Source organism: Nonomuraea sp. NPDC050691, assembly GCF_040654455.1.
In the GTDB taxonomy this organism is placed as follows: Bacteria; Actinomycetota; Actinomycetes; order Streptosporangiales; family Streptosporangiaceae; genus Nonomuraea.
Window position 1 is genome coordinate 19,908 of the sequence record NZ_JBFAIA010000069.1, and the last position, 19,845, is coordinate 39,752.

The window sequence follows — 19,845 nt, forward strand, 5'->3', positions numbered from 1 at the left end:
CACGGCGCCCGGGCACAGGGACGGTCGGGCGTCGAGGGACCACGGAGTCACCACCACGTGTCACAAGCGGTCGGCACGTCACAAGCAACCGCCTGTCACAGGCGGTCGGCGGCCAGGCGGGCCGCCAGCCGCTCCAGGAGGGCGGCGGCGTCAGTCATGCAGCGCTCCGGGTCGGGCTCCAGGTCGGTCAGCGCGTATGCTGCCTCGATGCCCGCGGCCCGGAGCTCTGCGTCGGAGAGCGTGCGCCGCCCGCAGACGGCGACCACCGGGACGCCCGCCTTGGCCGCCGCCTGGGCGACCCCGATCGGTGCCTTGCCCCGCAGCGACTGCTCGTCCAATGACCCCTCACCTGTGATCACCAGCCGCGCCCCCCGCACCAGCTCGCCGAAGCCGAGCAGGTCGAGCAGGTAGTCGATCCCCGGCCGGATGTCCGCCCCCAGGAACGCCAGGGCGGCGAAGCCGACCCCGCCGGCCGCACCGGCGCCGGGCGCGCCCGCGACTCCCATGGGCCGCGGAGTGCCGTCGTGCTCGACTGCGCCCACGAGCCCGTGCGTCCGGGTGGCGACGGCGGCCAGCCTGGTCAGGGCGGCCTCCAGCAGCTTGACCTCGGCCGGGTTGGCGCCCTTCTGCGGCCCGTAGACGGCGGCGGCGCCGTGCGGGCCGAGCAGGGGGTTGTCCACGTCGCTGGCCACCACGAACTCGATGCCCGAGATGTCGGCGAGGCCGCTGATGTCGATGCGCTCGAGGGCGGTGAGCGCCGCCCCGCCGGGCTCCAGCTCCTTGCCGTCCGCGTCGAGGAACCGCGCGCCGAGGGCCCGCGCCATGCCCGCTCCCCCGTCGGTGGACGCGCTGCCGCCCAGGCCGAGCACGATCCGCCGGGCGCCGCGGGCGATGGCGTCGGCGATGAGCTCGCCGGTGCCGTGGCTGGTGGCGGTGAGGGGCTCGTGCCCAGCGGGCAGGCGGCGCAGGCCGGACGCCTCGGACAGCTCGACCACGGCGGTCGGGCAGCCCTCGTCCCGCGGGCCGGAGGGGGTGCCGGTGGGATGCCAGGCGTAGGAGGCCCGCACGGGGAGGCCGGTCGGCCCGGTCACCTCCAGCGTGACCCGGGTGAAGCCGCAGGCCACGACCGCGTCGACCGTTCCGTCGCCACCGTCGGCCACCGGCAGCTCCACCGCCGGCGCGCCCAGCCCCGCCGCCACCCTGGCGGCCACCTCCGCGGCCGTCAGCGAACCCTTGAACTTGTCCGGGGCGACAAGCACGTGCTCAACCACTGCGAACTCCCACGCGACGACGAACGTTGCCCGGCCACCCAAGCGCGTCCCGCTGGGCGGGCGCGGCGTGCCGGCGTGGGACTCATCATCACACCTCCACGCCCACCGCCTCGCGGGGGTCCGGTGAACCGGACAGCGGCACCGGTCGCGGCGTGGGCGTGATGCAGGGGGCGGCGCCGGTCACGGGTGCACCGCCGGTCGCGTCATCGTCAGGGGCGACGGGCGGGCTGCCGCCGCCTCCATGCGCCCTGGGGTGGCGTCGAGTGCCTCAAGACGGTCGGCCGTCAGGGAGCGGGTCGGTCGGCGCGGCGGGCGACGTCCCCTCCGGGTGCGAGGACACGGCGGCGCGACGAGCGGCGGCACGGGACTCGGCGGCGGACGCGCCGAGGGCCAGGGCCGTTCCCGTCACGGCGCACACCCCGATCGCCGTACGCGCGTCCGCCCGTTCCGCCAGCCAGGCCACGGCGAGACCGGCCGCGCCGTACCCGAGGCCGGCGGCCGCGTAGAGCCCGGAGAAGCCTGCCGCCCACCGCGACTGCGGCAGCAGGTCCTGGAGCGCCACCGCGCGGGCGGTGAACGCGGGCGTCTGGAACGCCCCGCCCAGGGCCAGCAGCGCGACGGCGGCGCCGAGCCACGGGGTCAGGGAGGCGCCCGCGAGCGCCAGGCCGGCGCCCGAGGCGAGCAGGACGGCGTGCCGCAGGGGCGATCCGCGCCACGGCCGGGCCCCGTAGGCGAGGCCGCCGCCGATGCCGGCGATCGTGCAGGCCGTCAGGACCGGCCCCGAGAGCCCCGCCCCGGCCCCGAACTCCGTCAGGAGCACGGGCAGCGCCAGGCTCACCGCGCCGTACCCGAACATGACGCCCCCGTCGTACGCCATGGCGGGCCACGCCTGCCGCCAGAGCCCGCCTCCCCGCACGGCCGGGGACGGACCGGGGTCGCGCAGCAGCGGCCCGAGGGCGGCGCCCGCGGCGGCCAGCACCGCCATGACCAGCAGGGGCAGCCGCGGGTCGACGGCGGCGAGCCCGCCGGCCAGGGCGGGGGCCACGGCCCAGACCGTGGAACTCGCCGTGGACTCCAGGCTGAGGGCGGCCACCCTCCGCTCGCCGGGAGCGAGCCGGACCAGCAGCGCGCGCAGCCCGCCGTGCGCGCCGGACGGGATCGCCCCTCCCACGGCGGCAAGGGCGAGCAGGCCGGCCACCGGCAACGCGAAACCGGCCCCGGGGAGCGGAGGACCGGCCCCCGGCAGCGCGGGACCCGCCCCTTGCAGCGCGGGACCGAACACGGCCAGCGCGGCGAACGCGGCGGCCTCCACGCCGAGCACCAACGCGATCTCCCCGCGGGCGGGCCGCCGGTCGAAGCGCCTGCCCAGCGGGCCCGCCGCCACGGCCTCCGCCAGCGCGTGGCCGCCGCCGAGCAGCGCTCCCACGGCGTACGAGCCGGTGGCGGCATGGCCGAGGAACAACAGCGCCAGGGGCGCCATGGCCACGGGGAAGCGCTGGCAGACCAGCACGGCGAACCACACACCCAGCCCCGGTGTCCGCAGGACCTCCCGATACTGTTTACCACCCATACGTTTAGACGGTAACAGTTACCGGCTAACGGGTAAACTGGTGACATGGTGGAAAGTGCGGCGCCGGGCGACCTGGAGCAGGTGCGGACGTTCGTGAACACGTGGTGGCTGCCCAACGACACACGCGTGCCGGCGGACCGCCTGGCCGAGCTGGCGGCCGATCCTGCGGCCTGGCGGGCCGAGCTGCCCGCGATCCCGCTCCCCGCCCCCGGTGCGGGGCGGGCGGGGGTGGCCGGCCCGGGTGGGTCGGCGGAGCTGGTGGCGCTGCGGGAGGCGTTGCGGGCGTCGCTGGGTGTGGAGCGGCCGGTGGCCCTGGAGGAGTGGCTGGAGCGGTATCCGCTGCGCGCGACGTTCTCCGGGGAACCGGAGGCGCCGGCCGTGGAGCTGCGGCCCGAGCGGGACGGCCCGGCCGGGCGCCTGCTGGCGCTGGTGGCGCAGGCGGTGTGGGCGGGCCGGTGGGCGCGGCTCAAGGCGTGCCCCGACTGCGGGTGGGTCTTCTACGACCACAGCCGCAACGGCGCCCGCCGGTGGTGCGCGATGGCGCCGGGCGGCCCCGGCGGGCGAGGCTGCGGCAGCATCGCCAAGGTCCGCGCCTACCGCCACCGTAAACGCGACATCGACACAGCCACCGGCACCGACACAGGCACGGGCACGGACAGCGGCACAGGCACGGACACCGGCATCGGCACCGGTACCTCTGCGCGGCCGGGCTCCGACGTCACCGAGTAACGCCCGCCGTCACACACACGCGTCGCCGAGCAACGCCCCGGCGCCGCACAAGGACGGACCCGCCCGGTCCGCCCGACACACCCCACACGACAACCCGGAGGCCCCAGAGGGCCGCCCTACGTGGCGTTCACCCCGCGTTCCCGCGCCAGCCGCCGCAGGCGCCGCTGTGCCCGTACCCCCGCCTCCCCCGCCGCGTCCTGGGGGACGGTCCTCAGCTCGTCGTCCTGCACGACCGTCTCGCCGCCCACGAGCAGGCGGGCCAGCGGCGGCTGTGCCGAGGCGAGCACCAGCGCGCACACCGGGTCGTGCACCGCCGCGGCGAACGGCCCGTCCACCCGCCACAGCGCGATGTCGGCGAGCTTGCCCGGCTCCAGCGTGCCCAGTTCGCGCTCGCGGCCGAGGTTGCGGGCCCCGCCGAGCGTGGCCAGCTCCAGCGCCTGGCGGGCGGTCAGCGCCGCGGGCCCGTTGACGGCGCGCTGGAACAGCAGGGCCTGCCGCATCTCCCCGGCCAGCCCGGTCAGCTCGGCGGAGGCGCTGCCGTCCACGCCGAGGCCGACGTTCGCGCCGCGCCGCAGCATCTCCGACACCCGGGCGACGCCCGCGCCGAGCCGGCCGTTGGACGACGGGCAGTGCGCGGTACCGGTTCCGGTCGCGGCGAACCGGCCGATGTCGGCGTCGTTCAGATGCACGGCGTGCGCGACCCACACGTCCTCGCCGAGCCAGCCGAGCTCCTCCATGTACTCGACCGGCCGCACGCCCGTCTGCTTGAGGCAGAGCTCCTCCTCCTCCAGAGTCTCGGCCAGGTGGGTGTGCAGGCGCACGCCCTTGGACCTGGCCAGCTCCGCCGCGGCGGTCATGAGGTCGGCGCTGACGGAGAACGGCGAGCACGGCGCGACCGCGACGCGCAGCTTCGAGGAGAACGACGGGTCGTGGTAGGCGTCCACGGCCTCGGCGGTGGCGTCGAGGATGGCGTCCAGCGGCTCGACCACCTCGTCGGGCGGCAGCCCGCCCCGTGACCGGCCGCGGTCCATGGAGCCGCGCGACGGGTGGAAGCGCAGCCCGACCGCGCGGGCGGCCTCGATCTCGGCGGCCAGCAGGTCGCCGCGGCCCCGGGGGAAGAGGTAGTGGTGGTCGCTGGAGGTCGTGCAGCCCGAAAGGGCGAGATGCCCGAGGCCGGCCGTGGCGGCGCCGTGGACGATCTCGGCGTCCATGGCCGCCCACACGGGGTAGAGCGCCACCAGCCACTCGAACAGCGTCGCGTCCTGGGCCAGCCCCTGCGAGGCCCACTGGTACAGGTGGTGGTGCGTGTTGACGAGGCCGGGCGTGGCCAGGCAGCCGGAGCCGTCGATCCGGGTAGCGCCGGCCGCCTCGGGGACCTCGCTCATGGGGCCGACGGCGGCGATCCGGTCGCCGTCCACGAGGACGTACCCGGAGCGGATCTCGGGCCCGGCGACGGGCGCGACGCAGGCGTTCTCGATGAGCAGCCCGCTCACGCGCCCGCCTCTTCCCGCGACGCTCCCTGCTCCGCCCTGCGTTCTGCCGCGAGGCGCACGGCGTCGAGGATCTTCTCGTAGCCGGTGCAGCGGCACAGGTTGCCCGCCAGCGCCTCGCGGATCTCCGGGTCGGACGGCCGCGCCACGCGGCTCAGCAGGTCGTGCGCCTGCACGAGCAGGCCGGGCGTGCAGAAGCCGCACTGGACGGCCCCGCACTCCATGAACGCCTCCTGGACCGGGTCCAGCCGCCCGCCCTCGGCCAGCCCCTCGACGGTGCGCACCCGGCGCCCGTGGGCCTGACCGGCGGCGACCAGGCAGGCGCAGACCGGCGTGCCGTCGAGGTAGACCGTGCAGGAGCCGCACTCGCCCTGCTCGCAGGCGTTCTTGGAGCCGGGCAGGCCCAGCCGCTCGCGCAACACGTACAGGAGGCTCTCGCCCTCCCAGACGTCGTCGGCGCTCTCCTCGCGGCCGTTGACGGTGAACGTGACGCGCATCAGGCGGCCCCCCTTCCGCGGTGGTCGTCCCAGGCCCAGGTCAGCGTGCGGCGCGCCATCACGGCGACGGCGTGCCTGCGGTAGGCGGCGGTGCCGCGCACGTCGTCGATCGGCGCGGCGGCGGCCGCGCACAGCTCGCCGAACCGCCGCAGGAGCCCCGCGTCCAGCGGGGCGTCCCAGTCGAGCTCGCCGCCCAGGAAGTCCTCGGCCTCCAGCGCCCGCAGCGGCGTGGGCGCGGCCGAGCCTATGCCGGTGCCCACCCGCCGCTCCTCCGGGTGCAGCGCCAGCGCGAACGAGCAGACCGCGATGACCATGGCGTTGCGGGTGCCGACCTTGGAGAAGTACTGCGGACCGGCGGCCACCGGGACGCGCACGGCCCGGATCAGCTCGTCCGGCTCCAGCGCGGGCCGCTTGACGCCCAGGTAGAAGGCGTGCGCCGGGATCGTCCTGACCCCCCGGTCGCGCGACTCGACCTCGACGGCGGCGCCGGCGGCCAGCAGCGGCGGGTGGCTGTCGCCCGCGGGCGAGGCGGCGCCCAGGTTGCCGCCGACCGTCCCGCGGTTGCGGATCTGCGGCGAGCCGACCGTCCGCGCCGCCTGCGCCAGCCCCGGCAGCGCGCCGCCCAGCTCCTCGATCACGGTCGTGTACGTCACGCCCGCGCCGAGCCGGCACACGCCGTCGGCCACGGACCACTGCCGCAGCTCCGCCACCCCGGTGAGGTCCAGCAGCGCCTCGGGCCTGCGCACGTCGAAGTTGATCTCCACCATCACGTCGGTGCCGCCCTGCAGGGGCAGGGCGCCGGGCCGGTCCGCCTTGGCGGCCAGCGCATCCTGCCACGTCGTGGGGCGCAAGAAGTCCATCGCTACTCCCAGGCGAATCCGGGTTCGGGCGCGTCGTCGCGCAGCACGGTCCCCTCGATGAGGCCGTAGGGGCGGTCGGCGGCGTTGAAGACCTCGTTGTCGTTGTCGAGGCCGAACGGCGACAGGTCCACGGCGAAGTGGTGCCGGTTCGGCAGCGCCAGCCGGACCTCGCAGATCTCGGGGCACTCGGCCAGGGCCCGCTCCCCCATCGCGTACAGGGTCTGCTGGAGCGAGAGGCTGTGCGTGCCGGCGAACGCCGCCACCAGGCGGTCACGCACGCGGGCGTACGAGTCCCCGTACGAGGGGGTGTCACCGGCGTGCCGCCACCGGGCGTGGACGGCGGTGGCGAGCACGCGGTCGGTGGCGGGCGGCAGCGTGGTGTACTCGTCGACCGCGTAGCCGTGGAACTCCGAGCCGGTCGTGTTGAGCAGGACGAGGTCCTTCAGCCCCGACACGACGCTGACGCGGCCGTCACGGTCGTGGTGGACGACGCAGGTGCGCACCTCGCCGCCCCTGCGCGTGAACGAGTGACCGGTGACGGGGACCCGGTCCCAGGCGTACTCCTCGATCTCCACCCGGGCGTGGCGGACGGCCGGCTGCGAACCGGTGAAGTGCCGGGCCAGCAGCAGCGCGAAGTCCTCGATCTGGTCCACCCCGTGCTTCCTGGCGAAGGCGTACACGGTGTTCTTCTGCGTGTCGGTGGGCAGCACGGCGGCGTTGTCGCCGGTCAGGTGGACGGCCTCCATGTCGCCCGACAGGGAGGTGCTGACGTTGAGGTCCTTGAGGTGGTGGATCTCGCCGTCCCTGGTGACGCGGACGAGCCTGGTCTCCGCCTTGCCGTAACGGTTGGGCCCCAGGATGATCGCCATCTAGCTCCCTCGGTAGGTGGAGTACGCGTACGGGCTGAGCAGCAGCGGCACGTGGTGGTGCGCCGAGGGGTCGGTGACGGTGAAGGCGACGACGACCTCCGGGTAGAAGGTGTCGGCCAGGTAGCCGCCGGTGTCGAAGACGACGCGGTTGACGCCCTCCCTGGGCGTCCAGCCCTTGAGGCGGCCGTCCCCGTCGGTGCGGCCCTCGCCGAGCACCTGGCCGTCGTGCTCCAGCCGTACGAGGAGCCCGGCGGCGGGCCGGCCGGTGACCGCGTCGAGGACGTGCGTGGAGAAGCTCACGACGCCTCCCCCAGCAGCCGGCCGATCCGCAGGCGGGTGATCGCGGCGAGCTCGCCGCGCACCACGGAGCGCTCGGCCGCGGCGTCGTTGCGGACACGGTCACGCAGCCTGGCCAGCATCTCGGCGCCGGTCAGGCCGGCGGCGCAGACCAGGTAGACGTGGCCGAAGCGGTCCTCGTAGGCGCGGTTGCCCTCGGCGAGCTCCCTCCGGGTCTCCTCCGCTACTCCCGCCTGCTCCCGGCGCGACCAGGCGGCCTCCCGGCCCGGGCCCGCCGGGCGCTCGCCGATGCGCGGGTGGGCCGCCAGCGCCTCCAGCACGTCCGGCCAGCCGAGGCCGCGCACGGCCGCCTCGGCCGCGTCCGCGAGCCGTTCCGCGTCCTCGTACGGGCGGCCGGCGGCGACGGCCGCGGCGAACACGCGGGAGGCGCAGCAGGAGAGCAGCTCCCGCTCCGCCTCGACGTCGGGCGCCGCGTTGAACCGGGCCAGCGCGGTGAGCGTTTCGGGCATGCCTGCAGTACACACATGCCGGTCATTCCCGGTCCATCCCCGAGAACTCCGAACCGCGCGGGCCGTTGGCCAGGACTTTTCGTGGCATGCTCCAAGGCGTGCGCGCGGCCGGAACGGTCGGCCGTCCCGCCTAAACTGGGTGCACCATGACCTCACGCTCTCTCATCGGCGGGCACGTCTCCGTCACCGGCGGCCTGGCCAAGGGCGGCCTGGCCTACATGGCCGACATCGGCGCCGAGATGATCCAGGTGTTCGTCACCAACCCGCGCGGCTGGGCGCTGGCCGAAGGCAGGCCCGACCAGGACGCCAAGCTGGCCGAGTCGGGCGTCGACACCTTCGTCCACGTGCCGTACCTCGTGAACTTCGGCTCGCCCAGTCCCGAGACGCTCGCGAACTCGATCACGGTCCTGCGCCACACGCTGCGGCGCGGCGCGGCGATCGGGGCCAAGGGGGTCGTGGTCCACACCGGCTCCGCGGTGTCGCAGCCGCGCGACGACGCCATGCGCCAGCTCCACGAGCACCTGCTGCCGCTGCTGGAGGAGATCCCCGACGGCGGGCCCGACGTGCTGCTGGAGCCGATGGCCGGGCAGGGCGCGATGCTGTGCGCCACCGTCCAGGACATCGAGCCGTACCTCGCGGCGCTCGACTGGCACCCGCGGGCCGGGATCTGCCTCGACACCTGCCACGCCTTCGCCGCCGGCCACGACCTGACGAGCGAGGAGGGGCTGCGGGAGACGTTCGACCAGCTGCACAAGCTGGCCGAGGGGCGGCTCAAGCTGATCCACGCCAACGACTCCAAGGATGCGTGCGGCTCCAAGAAGGACCGCCACGAGAACATCGGCGCGGGGCTGATCGGCAGCGCGCCGTTCGCCGCGCTGATGCGCCATCCGGCGGTGGCCGGTGTGCCGATCTGCATCGAGACCCCGGGCAAGGCCGACAAGCACCGGGCCGACATCGAGCTGCTGAAGAGCCTGCGCGACGGCGGCTGATCGCCCCGGCCCCGGAGGGTGGACGGCTCGTGTGGGGCGCCCGCTAGCGCGATCCAGCGCCCCCGATTGGCGGATCGCGGCCAGAGGCTCGCGGCCCCCTGGCGGGCGCCCCTACACGTGGCCGGCGGACGGGCCCTACCCCCCGGCAAGGGCCCGGCGGCCGTGGTGACCTGGTCGGTCACCGGTGGATCCCGGCGCATCAGGCGTGCGGTGAGCCCCCCGGCTCCTCCCCCGATGCGCCGGGGTGTTGTCCGATGCCGAAACACTACGGTCGCGATCTTCCGCCCGACACCCGCTTTCCGCATGCCTCGATGAACGGTCTGTAGTCATCGCCATACGGAGCGTGTCCGTCGGACGAGCGGTCTTTCTGCCGCGACGAACGGTCATCCAAGGGGCTCGCGCCCCGATGCCGGGGGCGTGAACGGCACGGGAGCCGGGCTCGGGCACGCGGGCACGACAGAACCTTGGCCGGCGACCGGGCCGTGACCAGCGAGAACCGGCGCACAGCGGCAGGCGCGGGCACGCGGGAGGGGGTGAACGCGCGGGTGCGGGGCGCACGCCTTTCACACCCGCCCACCCCGGACGCGAGCACGCCGCTCACACCCCCCGGCCCACACCGGGGACGCCCTCGCTCACCCCCCGGCCCACACCCGGGACGCTCCGGAGGGCTAGCCGCCCCGGTGCTGGTGGACGAGCTGCTCGCGGACCTGGCGGCTGTGACGGCGGCTGACCTTGAGGGTCTCGGTGCCCACGGTCAGGGTCACCCTGCCGCCCTCGAAGCGCATCTCGCTCACGTGGCGCGACGACACGAGCGTGCTGCGGTGGACCCGGATGAACCCGGCCTCGGCCCAGCGCCGCTCCAGCGCGGCCAGGGACATGCGGACGAGGTAGCTGCCGTCCACGGTGTGCAGCCGCACGTAGTCGCCCTTGGCCTCGGCGAACCAGATGGCCTGCTGGGGCACGAACCGGGTGCGTCCGCCCAGCTCGACCGGGATCACGTCGTCGTGGCCGGGATCGACCACGGGGACGGCGGCGGCCTGGAGCCGGCGGACGGCCTCCGACAGACGCTCGGCGCGGACCGGCTTGAGGAGGTAGTCGACGGCCTCCAGCTCGAACGCCTGCACCGCGCACCGCTCGTGGGCGGTGACGAAGACGAGCTTGGGCGGGCTCGGGAAGCCGCCGACCAGGCGGGCCAGGTCCAGCCCGCTCAGACCGGGCATCTCGATGTCGAGGAACACCCCGTCGAGCCGGTCGCCCGCCCCGATCATCTGGACCATGTCCTGGAGGGCGGTGACGCCGTCGGACGCGGTCAGCACCTGCTCGACCCGGACGTCCTGGCGGAGCAGGTATGCCAGCTCCTCCAGTGCGGGCAGTTCGTCGTCAACGGCCAGGAGACGCAGCATGCCACCTACGCTGACGCAAGAACGCCAAGGTCACAAGCGATACGCAAACCCAGAGTAAAGATCTGGCCACAATGAGCCAGATTGCGGCGCGGCCTCGATCGTCCTGAGGGGCTACGGCGGCGGCCCTTCGCCCGGCTCCTCCTGATACGAGTAGCGCTGCTCCCGCCATGGGTCGGCCACGTTGTGGTAGCCCCGCTCCTCCCAGAACCCACGCCGGTCCTCTAACAGGTACTCCACCGCCCGGACCCACTTCACGCTCTTCCACGCGTACAGATGGGGCACCACCAGGCGCACCGGGAAGCCGCGCTCGGCGCTGAGCGGCTTGCCGTCGAGCTCCGTCGCGAACAGCGTGCCGGCGGCCGTGAAGTCGGACATCCGGATGTTGGCTCCGTAGCCGTACTCGGCCCAGATCATCACGTGCCGCACGCCGGGGTCGGGCGGCGCGGCCGCGATGATGGCGGCCGGGCTCACGCCCCGCCACTCGTTGCCCATGATCGACCACTTGGTGACGCAGTGGAAGTCGGCCAGCACGGACGTGCGGGGCAGCCGCTCGAACTCGGGCCAGGTGACGCAGTGCTCCTCACCCGAGGCGGTGGCGCCGAAGACCCGGAAGTCCCAGCTCTCGGGTTTGAAGGCGGGCACCCTGCCGTAGTGGATAACGGGCCGGCCGCGCGGGACGTACTGGCCTGGCGGCAGGCGCGACTGCTCCACGGGCACTCCCCTCGCACGGTCTCGTGGTCCTGGGCCATCCTCCCACCGGCCCGCGGATGATCCGCGCCCGGGTGCGATCCCTGTTCCCCGGAGGTGCGCTAGTATTGCGGCCTATGCGCACCGCGTTCCTGTTTTGGTATGGCGACGGACCCGAGTCCGTTCGCCATCTGACGCTGCGCTAGCAGACAGGCGAACGAAAGGCCCCGGGTCCACAGGACCCGGGGCCTTTCGCGTTTTCCGCAGTTTCCCCGACAACAGCACTTTCCTGACAAGGAGCGAGCAGATGGTCATCGTGATGGGCCCGGAGGCCACGCCGGAGGACGTCGAGTCGATCGTGACGGTCGTCCAGTCGGCCGGGGTCGAGGCGTTCGTGAGCCGGGGCGTGCGGCGCACGATCGTCGGCCTGGTCGGCGACGTCACCCAGCTCGACGCCGCGGGCCTGCGCGGCATGAGCGGCGTGCGGGACGTGATGCGCGTGTCCACCCCGTACAAGCTGGTGAGCAGGGAGAACCATCCGCAGCGCTCGACCGTGCACGTGGGCGGCGTGCCGATCGGGCCCGACACCGTGACGCTGATCGCGGGCCCGTGCGCGGTGGAGACGCCCGAGCAGACGCTGGGCGCGGCCCGGATGGCGCAGGCGGCGGGCGCGACGCTGCTGCGCGGCGGCGCCTACAAGCCGCGCACGTCGCCGTACGCCTTCCAGGGGCTCGGCGAGCAGGGGCTGCGCATCCTGGCCGACGTGCGGGAGGAGACGGGGCTGCCCGTCGTGACCGAGGTGGTCGACGCCCACGACGTGGCGCTCGTCGCCTCGTACGCCGACATGCTCCAGGTCGGCACCCGCAACGCGCAGAACTTCGGGCTGCTCCAGGCCGTGGGCGAGGCCGGCAAGCCGGTGATGCTCAAGCGCGGCATGAGCGCCACGATCGAGGAGTGGCTCATGGCCGCCGAGTACATCGCGCAGCGCGGCAACCTCGACATCGTGCTGTGCGAGCGGGGCATCCGGACGTTCGAGACGGCCACCCGCAACACGCTGGACGTCTCGGCCGTGCCGGTCGCGCAGCGCCTGTCGCACCTGCCGGTGATCGTGGACCCGTCGCACTCGGGCGGGCGGCGCGACCTGGTGCTGCCGCTCACGCGCGCGGCCGTGGCCGTGGGCGCCGACGGCGTGATCATTGACGTGCATCCGCAGCCCGAGCTCGCGCTGTGCGACGGCCCGCAGGCGCTGGTGGACGGCGACCTGGACGAGCTGGCCGCGGTGATGCGGGACCTGCCGCCGCTGCTCGGCAAGTCCGCCGCGACGCCCCTGCCCGTCTGACCCGTCCCTCTCGCCCGTCCCCTGCCGTAGCGACCCTGCGGGGACGGGCGCCCAGCCTGTGGGGGACGTCTAGAGCGTGTACTCCTGGATGGAGTCGGCGAGCTGGACGGCGAGCTCCTCGGCGTCGAGGCGCTTCTCGATCTGCTTGAGGTCCTCGATCTTGGCCCGGGTCTCGGCCCGCTTGGGGGCGAGGAGGCTGCAGCAGTCCTCGTCGGGCAGCTCGGAGATCTCCAGCGTGCCGATGCGCCGCGCCTCGGCCATGATCTCCGTCTTGTCCCAGCCGACCAGCGGGCGCAGGATCGGCAGCTCGACGGCGTGGTCCTGGGCGGTGATGTTGGCCAGCGTCTGGGAGGAGACCTGGCCCAGCGCGTCACCCGTGATCAGCGCCGCGGCGCGGATGCGGTGGGCGACCTCCTCGGCCGTCTTGAGCATGAGCCGCCGCTGGGCGATGACCGCGAGCCGGTCCTGGCCGGAGGTGCGGATCGACTGCTGCGCCTTGCCGAACGGCACCACCCACAGCCGCGACTGGCCCTGGAAGCGGTCGAGCTTGCGCACCAGCGCGTACGCCTTGTAGATCGACTCGGAGGTGGTGAACGGGATGCCGGAGAAGTGCAGGAAGTCCACGTGGAGGCCGCGCCGCATCATGCGGTAGGCCGCCACCGGCGAGTCGATGCCGCCCGACATGAGCACGAGCGCCCGGCCGCTGCTGCCGACCGGCAGGCCGCCCTGCCCCGGCAGCCCGCCGGTGAAGACGAACACCTCGTCGCGGTCGACCTCGATGTGCACCGTCAGCTCGGGCCGCTTGAGGTTGACCGGCAGGCCGTACTCGTCGTTGATGGCGCCGCCGACGAGCCGGTCGAGCTCGTTGGAGCGCAGGGGGAAGCGCTTGTCGCGGCGGCGGGAGCGCACGGCGAACGGGGCGCCGCGCCGCACCTCGTCGGTGTCGCGCACGAGCTCGAGGCCGGCCTTGAGCACGGTGTCGGGGTCCTTGGCCACGCGCCAGGCCGGGTGGATCCACACCAGCCCGGGGACGTCGGCGACCCGCCGGGCGACGGTCTCGGCCTGCTCGGGGGTCGCGCCCGCGGGCAGGAAGATCGCGATGACGCCGTGCCGCTTACGCACGTCGAGCTCCAGGCCGAGCTCCTTGAGGGCGTGGCGGATGTTGGCGATCAGGCGCCGCTCGAACAGCTCGCGATTCTTGCCCTTGAGGACGATCTCGCCCAGCTTGAGCAGAACGCACGGCTCGCCCAGGGCGGACATCGTCATGGTGGAACCTCCGGGGAAGACAGGGATGCGCACCGCGGGCAACACCGCGACCCATTGAGTTTAGTCCGCCGCCGGCACGGTCACTTCGGCCGGCGGCGGCCGTGAGTGGCTCTCATGTTCCCGACACGCCCGGTTGACAGATAGTCGGGGTATCCATGCGAATAGGACAGGACAACTGGCACAATCCGGTGACCCCTAATGCAAGGAACATCACCGAATGTCTTCCGCTGTTAACCACTTCACCCATGGACTCATCACGCCGGTGCTGGCCTACGTGATGTCGTGCATGGGCTCGATGCTCGGACTGCGGCTGACCGCTCAGGCCCGCGCCTCCCGCGGGGCCTCGCGGATGCGCTGGCTGCTCGGTGCGGCCGTCTCCATCGGAGGCACGGGCATCTGGGTCATGCACTTCATCGCCATGATGGGCTTCCAGGTCGAGGGCACCCAGATCAGGTTCGACGTGCCCCTCACCGCCGCCTCGGCCGCGGTCGCCATCGTGGTCGTCGGCACCGGCCTCTTCCTCGTCTCGTACGGCCGCGGCCGGGTGCTCGCGCTGCTCGGCGGCGGCCTGCTGACCGGTCTCGGCGTGGCGAGCATGCACTACCTCGGCATGTACGCCATGAACATGTCCGCGCACGTCTCCTACGACCGCACGATAGTGATCGCCTCCGTGGCCATCGCCGTGGTGGCCGCGACCGTCGCCCTCTGGTTCACCGTGCGGGTCACGCGCCCGGTCTGGATCGCCGGCGCCGCCCTGATCATGGGTGTGGCCGTCTCCGGCATGCACTACACCGGCATGTACGCGATGATGGTCACGGTCGACCCCGAGCCGGGCGTCGTGGCCGGCGCCGACGCGCTCGACTTCCTGGTTCCCCTCATGACCGTGATCAGCCTGATCACGCTGACCATGCTGCTCATGGTCATCCTGTCGCCCTCCGAGCAGGAGCTGAGCGAGGACGCCGAGCTCACGCGCCGGCTGGAGATGCGCAGGCGCAACCGGCAGCAGCTCACCGAGACCCCGCTCGCCGAGGCCGCGCCCATCGCCACCGGGCGGCGCCCGCAGCAGAGAGGGCCGCTGTTCGCCGCCCCCGTCCCCGACCAGCCCTTCGCCCCCGACGCCCACAACCCCGCCGCGCCCGGCGCCTTCACCTCGGGGACGCAGCGGGCGGCGTACTCCGGCCGTCCGTATCCCGACGGCCAGGCGGCGCCCGGTCAGGACGCGCCCGTCATCCCCTTCCCCGCCCAGCCCGGCACGCAGCATCAGCAGGACAGCCAGGGCCCGGCCCCCCAGCAGCAACAATCCGGAAAGAGATCACGATCTCGCCGTAGGTAGTTGATTTCGGTCGATCCGAGCCCCGATACTCCAGGGATTGCTGAGGGGGGCTCATGTCGCCGATCGACCAGTTCTCGTACGGGTTGCTCACGCCTGTCCTGGCCTACGTCATGTCCAGCATCGGCTCTCTGCTCGGCCTGCTGCTCACCGCGCGAGCGCGCATGATCGGCGGCAAGGAGGGCCGCTACTGGCTGGTGGGCGCCGCGCTGGCCATCGGCGGCACCGGCATCTGGACCATGCACTTCATCGCGATGATGGGCTTCGCCGTGGAGGGCACGGAGGTCCACTACGACCTGCCGCTGACCGCCGCCTCCGCCCTGCTCGCCGTCGTGGTGGTGGGCATGGGGCTGTTCCTCGTCTTCCGCGACGGCGAGCGCGCCGCGCACCTCGTCGGCGGCGGCGTCCTGACCGGCCTCGGCGTGGCCGGCATGCACTACCTGGGCATGGCCGGGATGCGCATGGCCGGGCACGTCTCCTACGACCCGCTGGTCGTGGGCCTGTCGGTGGTGATCGCGATGGTGGCGGCGACGGCCGCGCTGTGGTTCGCGCTGCGCGTCCGCGGCGCCCTGCCCACGACCGGCGCGGCCCTGGTCATGGGCGTGGCCGTGTCCGGGATGCACTACACCGGCATGTACGCCATGGCCGTGGAGGTGCACTCCGAGGAGGCGCCCATCGGGGGCGCCGCGGCGGGCGACTTCCTGGTGCCGCTCATCGTCGGCCTGAGCGTGGTGACCGTGGGACTGCTGCTGGCCGTGCTGCTGTCGCCGTCGGAGCGGGAGGTGCGCGCCGAGATGGAGTTCCGGGCGCGCATGCTGAGGGGTGAAGGGGGCGCGCCGGAAACGGATTCGTTCGGCACGCCCCGTGGATGACGCCACCCCCGTGGGACGTCCCCTAGGTACGGCTTGCGTCGCGTAGTGGGCCGCCAACTCGCCGCGGCGCAAGCCGTACCCCGAAGGGGGTCGTCGATGACCCCCTGGACGCGAAGGTACGGCCCGCCGCTTGCAGTCGGCTTTCAGGCCGCCGAAGGGGTCCGCTAGCCGAAGAACACCTCGGCCTCGGCGTACCTCTCCACCGGGACTGTCTTGAGCTCGGAGGTGGCCTCGTCGAGGCCGACGCGCACGATGTCGGTGCCGCGCAGCGCGACCATCATGCCGTAGTCGCCCTCGTGGGCGGCGTCGATGGCCTGCAGCCCGAACCTGGTGGCGAGCACCCGGTCGAACGCGGTGGGCGTGCCGCCGCGCTGGATGTGGCCGAGCACGGTCGTGCGGGCCTCCTTGCCGGTGCGCTTCTCGATCTCCTTGGCCAGCACCTCGCCGATGCCGCCCAGCCGGACGTGGCCGAACGCGTCGAGCTCACCCGCCTGCAGCGCCATCTGCCCCTCGATCGGGTGAGCGCCCTCGGCGACCACGAGGATCGGCGAGTAGCGGGTGCGGAAGCGCGACTCGACGTACTCGCAGACCCGGTCGATGTCGAACGGCTTCTCCGGGATGAGGATGACGTTGGCGCCGCCCGCCATGCCGGCGTGCAGCGCGATCCACCCGGCGTGGCGCCCCATGACCTCGCAGATCAGCGCCCGGTGATGGGACTCGGCGGTCGTGTGGAGCCGGTCGATGGCCTCGGTGGCGATGTTGACGGCCGTGTCGAAGCCGAAGGTGTAGTCGGTGCCGGACAGGTCGTTGTCGATGGTCTTGGGCACGCCCACGACCTTGACGCCGCGCTCGGACAACTGCCGGGCGACGCCCAGCGTGTCCTCGCCGCCGATGGCGATGAGCGCGTCGACGCCGCCCGAGGCGAGGTTGTCCTTGATGCGGTCGACGCCGCCCTCGATCTTGATCGGGTTGGTGCGCGAGGATCCGAGGATGGTGCCGCCACGCGGCAGGATGCCCCGTACGGCCTGGATGTCCAGAGGCATGGTGTCGCCTTCGAGCGGCCCGCGCCAGCCGTCACGGAATCCGACGAACTCGTGGCCGTAGACACTCACTCCCTTACGGACGACAGCCCTGATGACGGCGTTCAGACCGGGGCAGTCGCCCCCTCCGGTGAGCACTCCAATACGCATGGCGGGTTCCTCCCGATGGGCTTCACACGACCAGGATCGCATTGTGCCCACATCCGCGGACACTGGTCTAGACCAAACGGGAGCGTACTGATCGGCGACCGGCGCGGCGCGGAATTCCACGAGCGTGTCGGCCCTCCGGGCAAGCCGGAGAGGGCCTCGCGCCCGTCCCTGCCACCCCAGGTCATGCCCGCGCCGGCCGCTCACCGAAACCCGCTTCGTTCATGGGTCTTCGTCGCATTCTCGATCTCCCGCCGGAACCGCGTGCTCAAGTACACGGACGTGATCCGTCCCCGCCATGCGTCAACCATAGGTTGACGGCCAGGCATCGTCAACCTATGGTTGACGCATGGATCAGATCGTTCGCCTGGGCGAACTCATCAACGCGATCAAGAGCCGTCACCCCGACGGCGACCCGCTGGAGCAGCTCACCGACGCCGTCGTGCTCGGTGAACAGCTCGGCGAGGTGGCCGACCACCTGATCGGCCACTTCGTCGACCAGGCCCGGCACTCCGGCGCCTCCTGGACCGACATCGGGCGCAGCATGGGCGTGACCAAGCAGGCCGCGCAGAAGCGCTTCGTGCCCAAGGAGACCTCGCTCGCCGAGGACCTGCGCTCGTACGGGCGCTTCACCGATCGCACCCGGGCCGTCATCGTGGCGGCGCAGGCCCTCGCCCAGAGGAGCGGGGCGGGCCACATCGAGCCGGAGCACCTCGTGCTCGGGCTGCTGAGCGAGCCGGAGTGCCTCGCGGTGAAGGTGATGGACGCGCTCGGCGGGCCGCCCGGCACGGTGCGCCAGGCGATGGACGCCTTCACGCCCGCGGGCGGGACGGCCGGGGACGCCTCCGCGAGCGCGCCCGGCGCCGGCGCGGAAGGCCACCCGGAGGGGGGCACCGAAGGCGGGCCGGAGGACGGGCCCGGAGCCGGGTCCGGAGCCGGGGCCGCCGGAGGGCCGCCGTTCTCGGCTCAGGCCAGGAAGGCGCTGGAGCTGACGCTGCGCGAGGCGCTACGGCTCGGGCACAACTACATCGGCACGGAGCACGTGCTGCTGGGCGTGCTGTCGCTGGGTGAGGGCCCGGCGGCGCCCCCTGTCGTGGTGGTGCTGGAAGGGCTCGGCGTGACCAAGGAGGCGGCGGAGCGCGAGATCAAGGCTCGCCTGGCCCGCATCCTCCGCGACCGCACCTGACCCACCGCAGCGCCTCCCCCTCACCCCCACGGCCACGCCCCGCCCTCATGTCTCCGCGCCTCCAGGGCGCACCCCGCACCCGTGCCCCGCGTCGGTGCGCCGGAGGCGCCGAAGGCCCCTTCCACCCCCGCACCTCATTCGCGACCGCTCCGGCGGCCAGGGCCGGGCCCATGACGGCCCCCTGCCCCCCTTGCCTCTTCGCCCCGGCTCCGGGCTCTCCCCGTTCGAGGTTCCCTTGAGTGCCCTTCAGGCCGCGACCCGGTTGGGACCGGTCAGCCCGAGCGTCGCGGGCGGGGGCGAGGGACCGCGGAAGCCCGAGGCCCCGTTCCGGCTGGACGCCGCTCAGTGCCGCGCCGTGGCCCCGTGCCGGTCACGAGGTCCGGGTGGCGGTGTCGTGGGCCGGGGTCGGGAGGAGGCGGGGGCCCGGGGCCGGGCCGCGGGTGGCCCGCCGCAGAAGAGCGTGGAGGCCGAGGGCGGTGCGGGGTGGCCCGGGGGTGCGCCAGCGGGGGCACGGGCCCTCGCAGCGGATCAGCCGGCCGTACAGGCCGATGCGGGTACGGCCCGGTCCGGGGTGGAGGAAGGCCAGGTCCGCGCCGCCCTGTCCCGCGCGTGTCAGGGCGGCGCGCATGCCCGGCGACCAGTACGCGTCCCACCCGGGCGAAACCACCGCCAGCGCCCCGCGCAACGCGCCGGGAGTGAGGTCCACGCTGGTCAGGTACGCCAGCGGCGCGCCGCTCCGCTCGGCCACGGCGACGGCGCGCCGCTCGTAGGCGGTGAAGAAGTCCGCGCCCGTCCCGTCGTAGGGGCGGTCGAAGGTGACCTTCGGCGCCTCTCCGCCCCCCTCCGCGAGGTCCCGCCCTCCCCACCGGTTGTGGGCCTGCCAGGTGGTGACCGCGTTGACGAGCACCACGCGGCCACGCGCCGAGGAGGAGCGCACGGTGATCGGCACGTACCGGCCGCCGCCCGTGGACGCGTCCAGCCGCACCAGGTAGGCGCCCTCCCGCCAGCCCGTGGTGTCCACCGTCAGCGACGGCTTCCAGTGGGCGGCCGTCACCATGCCGCCGACCGTGAGCGGCTCGGCCTGCCGCACACCCGGGACACTCCCCGACCGCCACACCAGCTCCGGCCGCGCGCCCATGCGGAACGCCCGCGCGGTGAAGCCGGGCGCGGTCGTGGACACCAGCAGCCGGAACCGCTCACCCGGCAGCACGCTGACACGGTCGGCGTACCCCTCGATCTCGTGCTCGCCGCCCTCTTCGCCGATGCGCCACGCGGCCCGCCGGACATGCCGCCGCCCGGGAACCGGCCCGGCGGCCCCGGCGCCCGTGCCCGGGTCCATGCCCCTGTCCGTGTCCCCGTCGGTGCCGGCTCCCGGGCCCGCTCCAGGTGATCGGCTTCCGGTCTCCCCGCCGGTCCCCGGCGCGGCGGAGGCCGGGGGCATGGCCGCGGCAGTGGTCGGGGGCGGCCCGCGTCCCACACCCGCCGCGGCCCCGC

18 protein-coding genes and 2 pseudogenes are annotated in these 19,845 nt (G+C 73.7%); 7 read left to right on the top strand and 13 right to left on the bottom strand.

The genetic code is table 11. The annotated features are described in order from the left end of the window. Positions 1-95: 95 nt before the first annotated feature. Together AB0H81_RS23930 and AB0H81_RS23935 are read right to left on the bottom strand one after the other, a co-directional pair. Positions 96-1,271, bottom strand: a complete 1,176-nt coding sequence (locus AB0H81_RS23930; protein WP_358378451.1) for a glycerate kinase — start codon at positions 1,269-1,271, stop codon at positions 96-98. 268 nt (positions 1,272-1,539) lie between these two features. Further along, on the bottom strand, positions 1,540-2,841 hold the full coding sequence (locus AB0H81_RS23935) for a hypothetical protein (protein WP_358378454.1): 1,302 nt from the start codon (positions 2,839-2,841) through the stop codon (positions 1,540-1,542). Positions 2,842-2,886: 45 nt separating this feature from the next. On the opposite strand from AB0H81_RS23935, the gene AB0H81_RS23940 reads away from it, so the two are divergent. Further along, complete coding sequence (locus AB0H81_RS23940) at positions 2,887-3,570, top strand: CGNR zinc finger domain-containing protein (protein ID WP_358378457.1); 684 nt, start codon at positions 2,887-2,889, stop codon at positions 3,568-3,570. A 116-nt stretch (positions 3,571-3,686) separates the two neighbouring features. On the opposite strand, the gene AB0H81_RS23945 is transcribed toward AB0H81_RS23940, so the two are convergent. Genes AB0H81_RS23945 through uraD form a run of 6 tightly spaced genes read right to left on the bottom strand, consistent with a single transcriptional unit; the run spans position 3,687 to position 8,092 of the window. Beyond that, positions 3,687-5,063: an 8-oxoguanine deaminase gene (locus AB0H81_RS23945; protein WP_358378460.1), complete on the bottom strand. Its 1,377-nt coding sequence runs from the start codon at positions 5,061-5,063 to the stop codon at positions 3,687-3,689. Beyond that, positions 5,060-5,557, bottom strand: a complete 498-nt coding sequence (locus tag AB0H81_RS23950) for a (2Fe-2S)-binding protein (protein WP_358378463.1) — start codon at positions 5,555-5,557, stop codon at positions 5,060-5,062. Before AB0H81_RS23950 ends, AB0H81_RS23945 begins: the two co-directional genes overlap by 4 nt. Continuing rightward, positions 5,557-6,417 (bottom strand): xanthine dehydrogenase family protein subunit M, encoded by an 861-nt coding sequence (locus tag AB0H81_RS23955; RefSeq protein ID WP_358378465.1) that lies wholly within the window; start codon positions 6,415-6,417, stop codon positions 5,557-5,559. Before AB0H81_RS23955 ends, AB0H81_RS23950 begins: the two co-directional genes overlap by 1 nt. Before the next feature lie 2 nt (positions 6,418-6,419). Then, entirely contained in the window at positions 6,420-7,286 is an 867-nt protein-coding gene (pucL, locus tag AB0H81_RS23960; RefSeq protein WP_358378468.1) for a factor-independent urate hydroxylase, read from the bottom strand. Next, a complete protein-coding gene (uraH, locus tag AB0H81_RS23965; RefSeq protein ID WP_358378471.1) occupies positions 7,287-7,586 on the bottom strand; it encodes a hydroxyisourate hydrolase in 300 nt (99 codons plus the stop codon). It abuts the gene before it with no gap. Beyond that, positions 7,583-8,092: a 2-oxo-4-hydroxy-4-carboxy-5-ureidoimidazoline decarboxylase gene (gene uraD, locus AB0H81_RS23970; protein WP_358378474.1), complete on the bottom strand. Its 510-nt coding sequence runs from the start codon at positions 8,090-8,092 to the stop codon at positions 7,583-7,585. The genes uraH and uraD overlap by 4 nt, the downstream gene beginning before the upstream one ends. 146 nt (positions 8,093-8,238) lie before the next feature. Between uraD and AB0H81_RS23975 the strand changes: the two genes are divergently transcribed. Continuing rightward, the gene (locus tag AB0H81_RS23975) at positions 8,239-9,081 is read left to right on the top strand and encodes a deoxyribonuclease IV (RefSeq protein ID WP_358378477.1); all 843 of its coding nucleotides are present in this window, start codon (positions 8,239-8,241) and stop codon (positions 9,079-9,081) included. 668 nt (positions 9,082-9,749) lie between these two features. Here the strand turns inward: AB0H81_RS23975 and AB0H81_RS23980 are convergent. Continuing rightward, entirely contained in the window at positions 9,750-10,484 is a 735-nt protein-coding gene (locus tag AB0H81_RS23980; RefSeq protein WP_358378480.1) for a LytTR family DNA-binding domain-containing protein, read from the bottom strand. Positions 10,485-10,595: 111 nt separating this feature from the next. Next, on the bottom strand, positions 10,596-11,195 hold the full coding sequence (locus tag AB0H81_RS23985; protein ID WP_358378482.1) for a molybdopterin-dependent oxidoreductase: 600 nt from the start codon (positions 11,193-11,195) through the stop codon (positions 10,596-10,598). 283 nt (positions 11,196-11,478) lie between these two features. On the opposite strand from AB0H81_RS23985, the gene aroF reads away from it, so the two are divergent. After that, positions 11,479-12,510: a 3-deoxy-7-phosphoheptulonate synthase gene (aroF, locus tag AB0H81_RS23990; RefSeq protein WP_358378483.1), complete on the top strand. Its 1,032-nt coding sequence runs from the start codon at positions 11,479-11,481 to the stop codon at positions 12,508-12,510. A 69-nt stretch (positions 12,511-12,579) separates the two neighbouring features. Here aroF and thiI read toward each other — a convergent pair whose 3' ends face one another. After that, complete coding sequence (gene thiI, locus AB0H81_RS23995) at positions 12,580-13,776, bottom strand: tRNA uracil 4-sulfurtransferase ThiI (RefSeq protein WP_358378485.1); 1,197 nt, start codon at positions 13,774-13,776, stop codon at positions 12,580-12,582. Between the two features lie 217 nt (positions 13,777-13,993). On the opposite strand from thiI, the gene AB0H81_RS24000 reads away from it, so the two are divergent. Both AB0H81_RS24000 and AB0H81_RS24005 read left to right on the top strand, forming a co-directional pair. Continuing rightward, positions 13,994-15,109 carry an MHYT domain-containing protein gene (locus AB0H81_RS24000; RefSeq protein ID WP_358378488.1) on the top strand — a complete coding sequence of 372 codons (1,116 nt, stop codon included), beginning with the start codon at positions 13,994-13,996 and terminating at the stop codon, positions 15,107-15,109. A 53-nt stretch (positions 15,110-15,162) separates the two neighbouring features. Beyond that, positions 15,163-15,978 carry an MHYT domain-containing protein gene (locus tag AB0H81_RS24005; protein WP_358378491.1) on the top strand — a complete coding sequence of 272 codons (816 nt, stop codon included), beginning with the start codon at positions 15,163-15,165 and terminating at the stop codon, positions 15,976-15,978. A gap of 164 nt (positions 15,979-16,142) precedes the next feature. Here the strand turns inward: AB0H81_RS24005 and AB0H81_RS24010 are convergent, their stop codons facing one another. Beyond that, the gene (locus tag AB0H81_RS24010; protein WP_358378494.1) at positions 16,143-17,168 is read right to left on the bottom strand and encodes a 6-phosphofructokinase; all 1,026 of its coding nucleotides are present in this window, start codon (positions 17,166-17,168) and stop codon (positions 16,143-16,145) included. A gap of 541 nt (positions 17,169-17,709) precedes the next feature. On the opposite strand from AB0H81_RS24010, the pseudogene AB0H81_RS24015 reads away from it, so the two are divergent. Further along, a pseudogene (locus tag AB0H81_RS24015) lies at positions 17,710-17,967 on the top strand (Clp protease N-terminal domain-containing protein); the annotation flags it as partial. Between the two features lie 141 nt (positions 17,968-18,108). Continuing rightward, positions 18,109-18,351 (top strand): annotated as a pseudogene (locus AB0H81_RS24020) (Clp protease N-terminal domain-containing protein); the annotation flags it as partial. A 370-nt stretch (positions 18,352-18,721) separates the two neighbouring features. Here the strand turns inward: AB0H81_RS24020 and AB0H81_RS24025 are convergent. Further along, on the bottom strand, positions 18,722-19,845 hold a 1,124-nt coding region (locus AB0H81_RS24025; RefSeq protein WP_358378497.1), incomplete at its 5' end, for a N,N-dimethylformamidase beta subunit family domain-containing protein.

What these genes read in the sequence shown, in the direction of transcription:
- uraD (WP_358378474.1), bottom strand. Translation starts at nt 8,092, where the DNA reads ATGCCCGAAACGCTCACCGCGCTGGCCCGGTTCAACGCGGCGCCCGAC.
- AB0H81_RS23980 (WP_358378480.1), bottom strand. Translation starts at nt 10,484, where the DNA reads ATGCTGCGTCTCCTGGCCGTTGACGACGAACTGCCCGCACTGGAGGAG.
- pucL (WP_358378468.1), bottom strand. Translation starts at nt 7,286, where the DNA reads ATGGCGATCATCCTGGGGCCCAACCGTTACGGCAAGGCGGAGACCAGG.
- thiI (WP_358378485.1), bottom strand. Translation starts at nt 13,776, where the DNA reads ATGACGATGTCCGCCCTGGGCGAGCCGTGCGTTCTGCTCAAGCTGGGC.
- AB0H81_RS23955 (WP_358378465.1), bottom strand. Translation starts at nt 6,417, where the DNA reads ATGGACTTCTTGCGCCCCACGACGTGGCAGGATGCGCTGGCCGCCAAG.
- aroF (WP_358378483.1), top strand. Translation starts at nt 11,479, where the DNA reads ATGGTCATCGTGATGGGCCCGGAGGCCACGCCGGAGGACGTCGAGTCG.
- AB0H81_RS24000 (WP_358378488.1), top strand. Translation starts at nt 13,994, where the DNA reads ATGTCTTCCGCTGTTAACCACTTCACCCATGGACTCATCACGCCGGTG.
- AB0H81_RS24005 (WP_358378491.1), top strand. Translation starts at nt 15,163, where the DNA reads ATGTCGCCGATCGACCAGTTCTCGTACGGGTTGCTCACGCCTGTCCTG.
- AB0H81_RS23940 (WP_358378457.1), top strand. Translation starts at nt 2,887, where the DNA reads ATGGTGGAAAGTGCGGCGCCGGGCGACCTGGAGCAGGTGCGGACGTTC.
- AB0H81_RS24010 (WP_358378494.1), bottom strand. Translation starts at nt 17,168, where the DNA reads ATGCGTATTGGAGTGCTCACCGGAGGGGGCGACTGCCCCGGTCTGAAC.
- AB0H81_RS23975 (WP_358378477.1), top strand. Translation starts at nt 8,239, where the DNA reads ATGACCTCACGCTCTCTCATCGGCGGGCACGTCTCCGTCACCGGCGGC.
- AB0H81_RS23935 (WP_358378454.1), bottom strand. Translation starts at nt 2,841, where the DNA reads ATGGGTGGTAAACAGTATCGGGAGGTCCTGCGGACACCGGGGCTGGGT.
- AB0H81_RS23950 (WP_358378463.1), bottom strand. Translation starts at nt 5,557, where the DNA reads ATGCGCGTCACGTTCACCGTCAACGGCCGCGAGGAGAGCGCCGACGAC.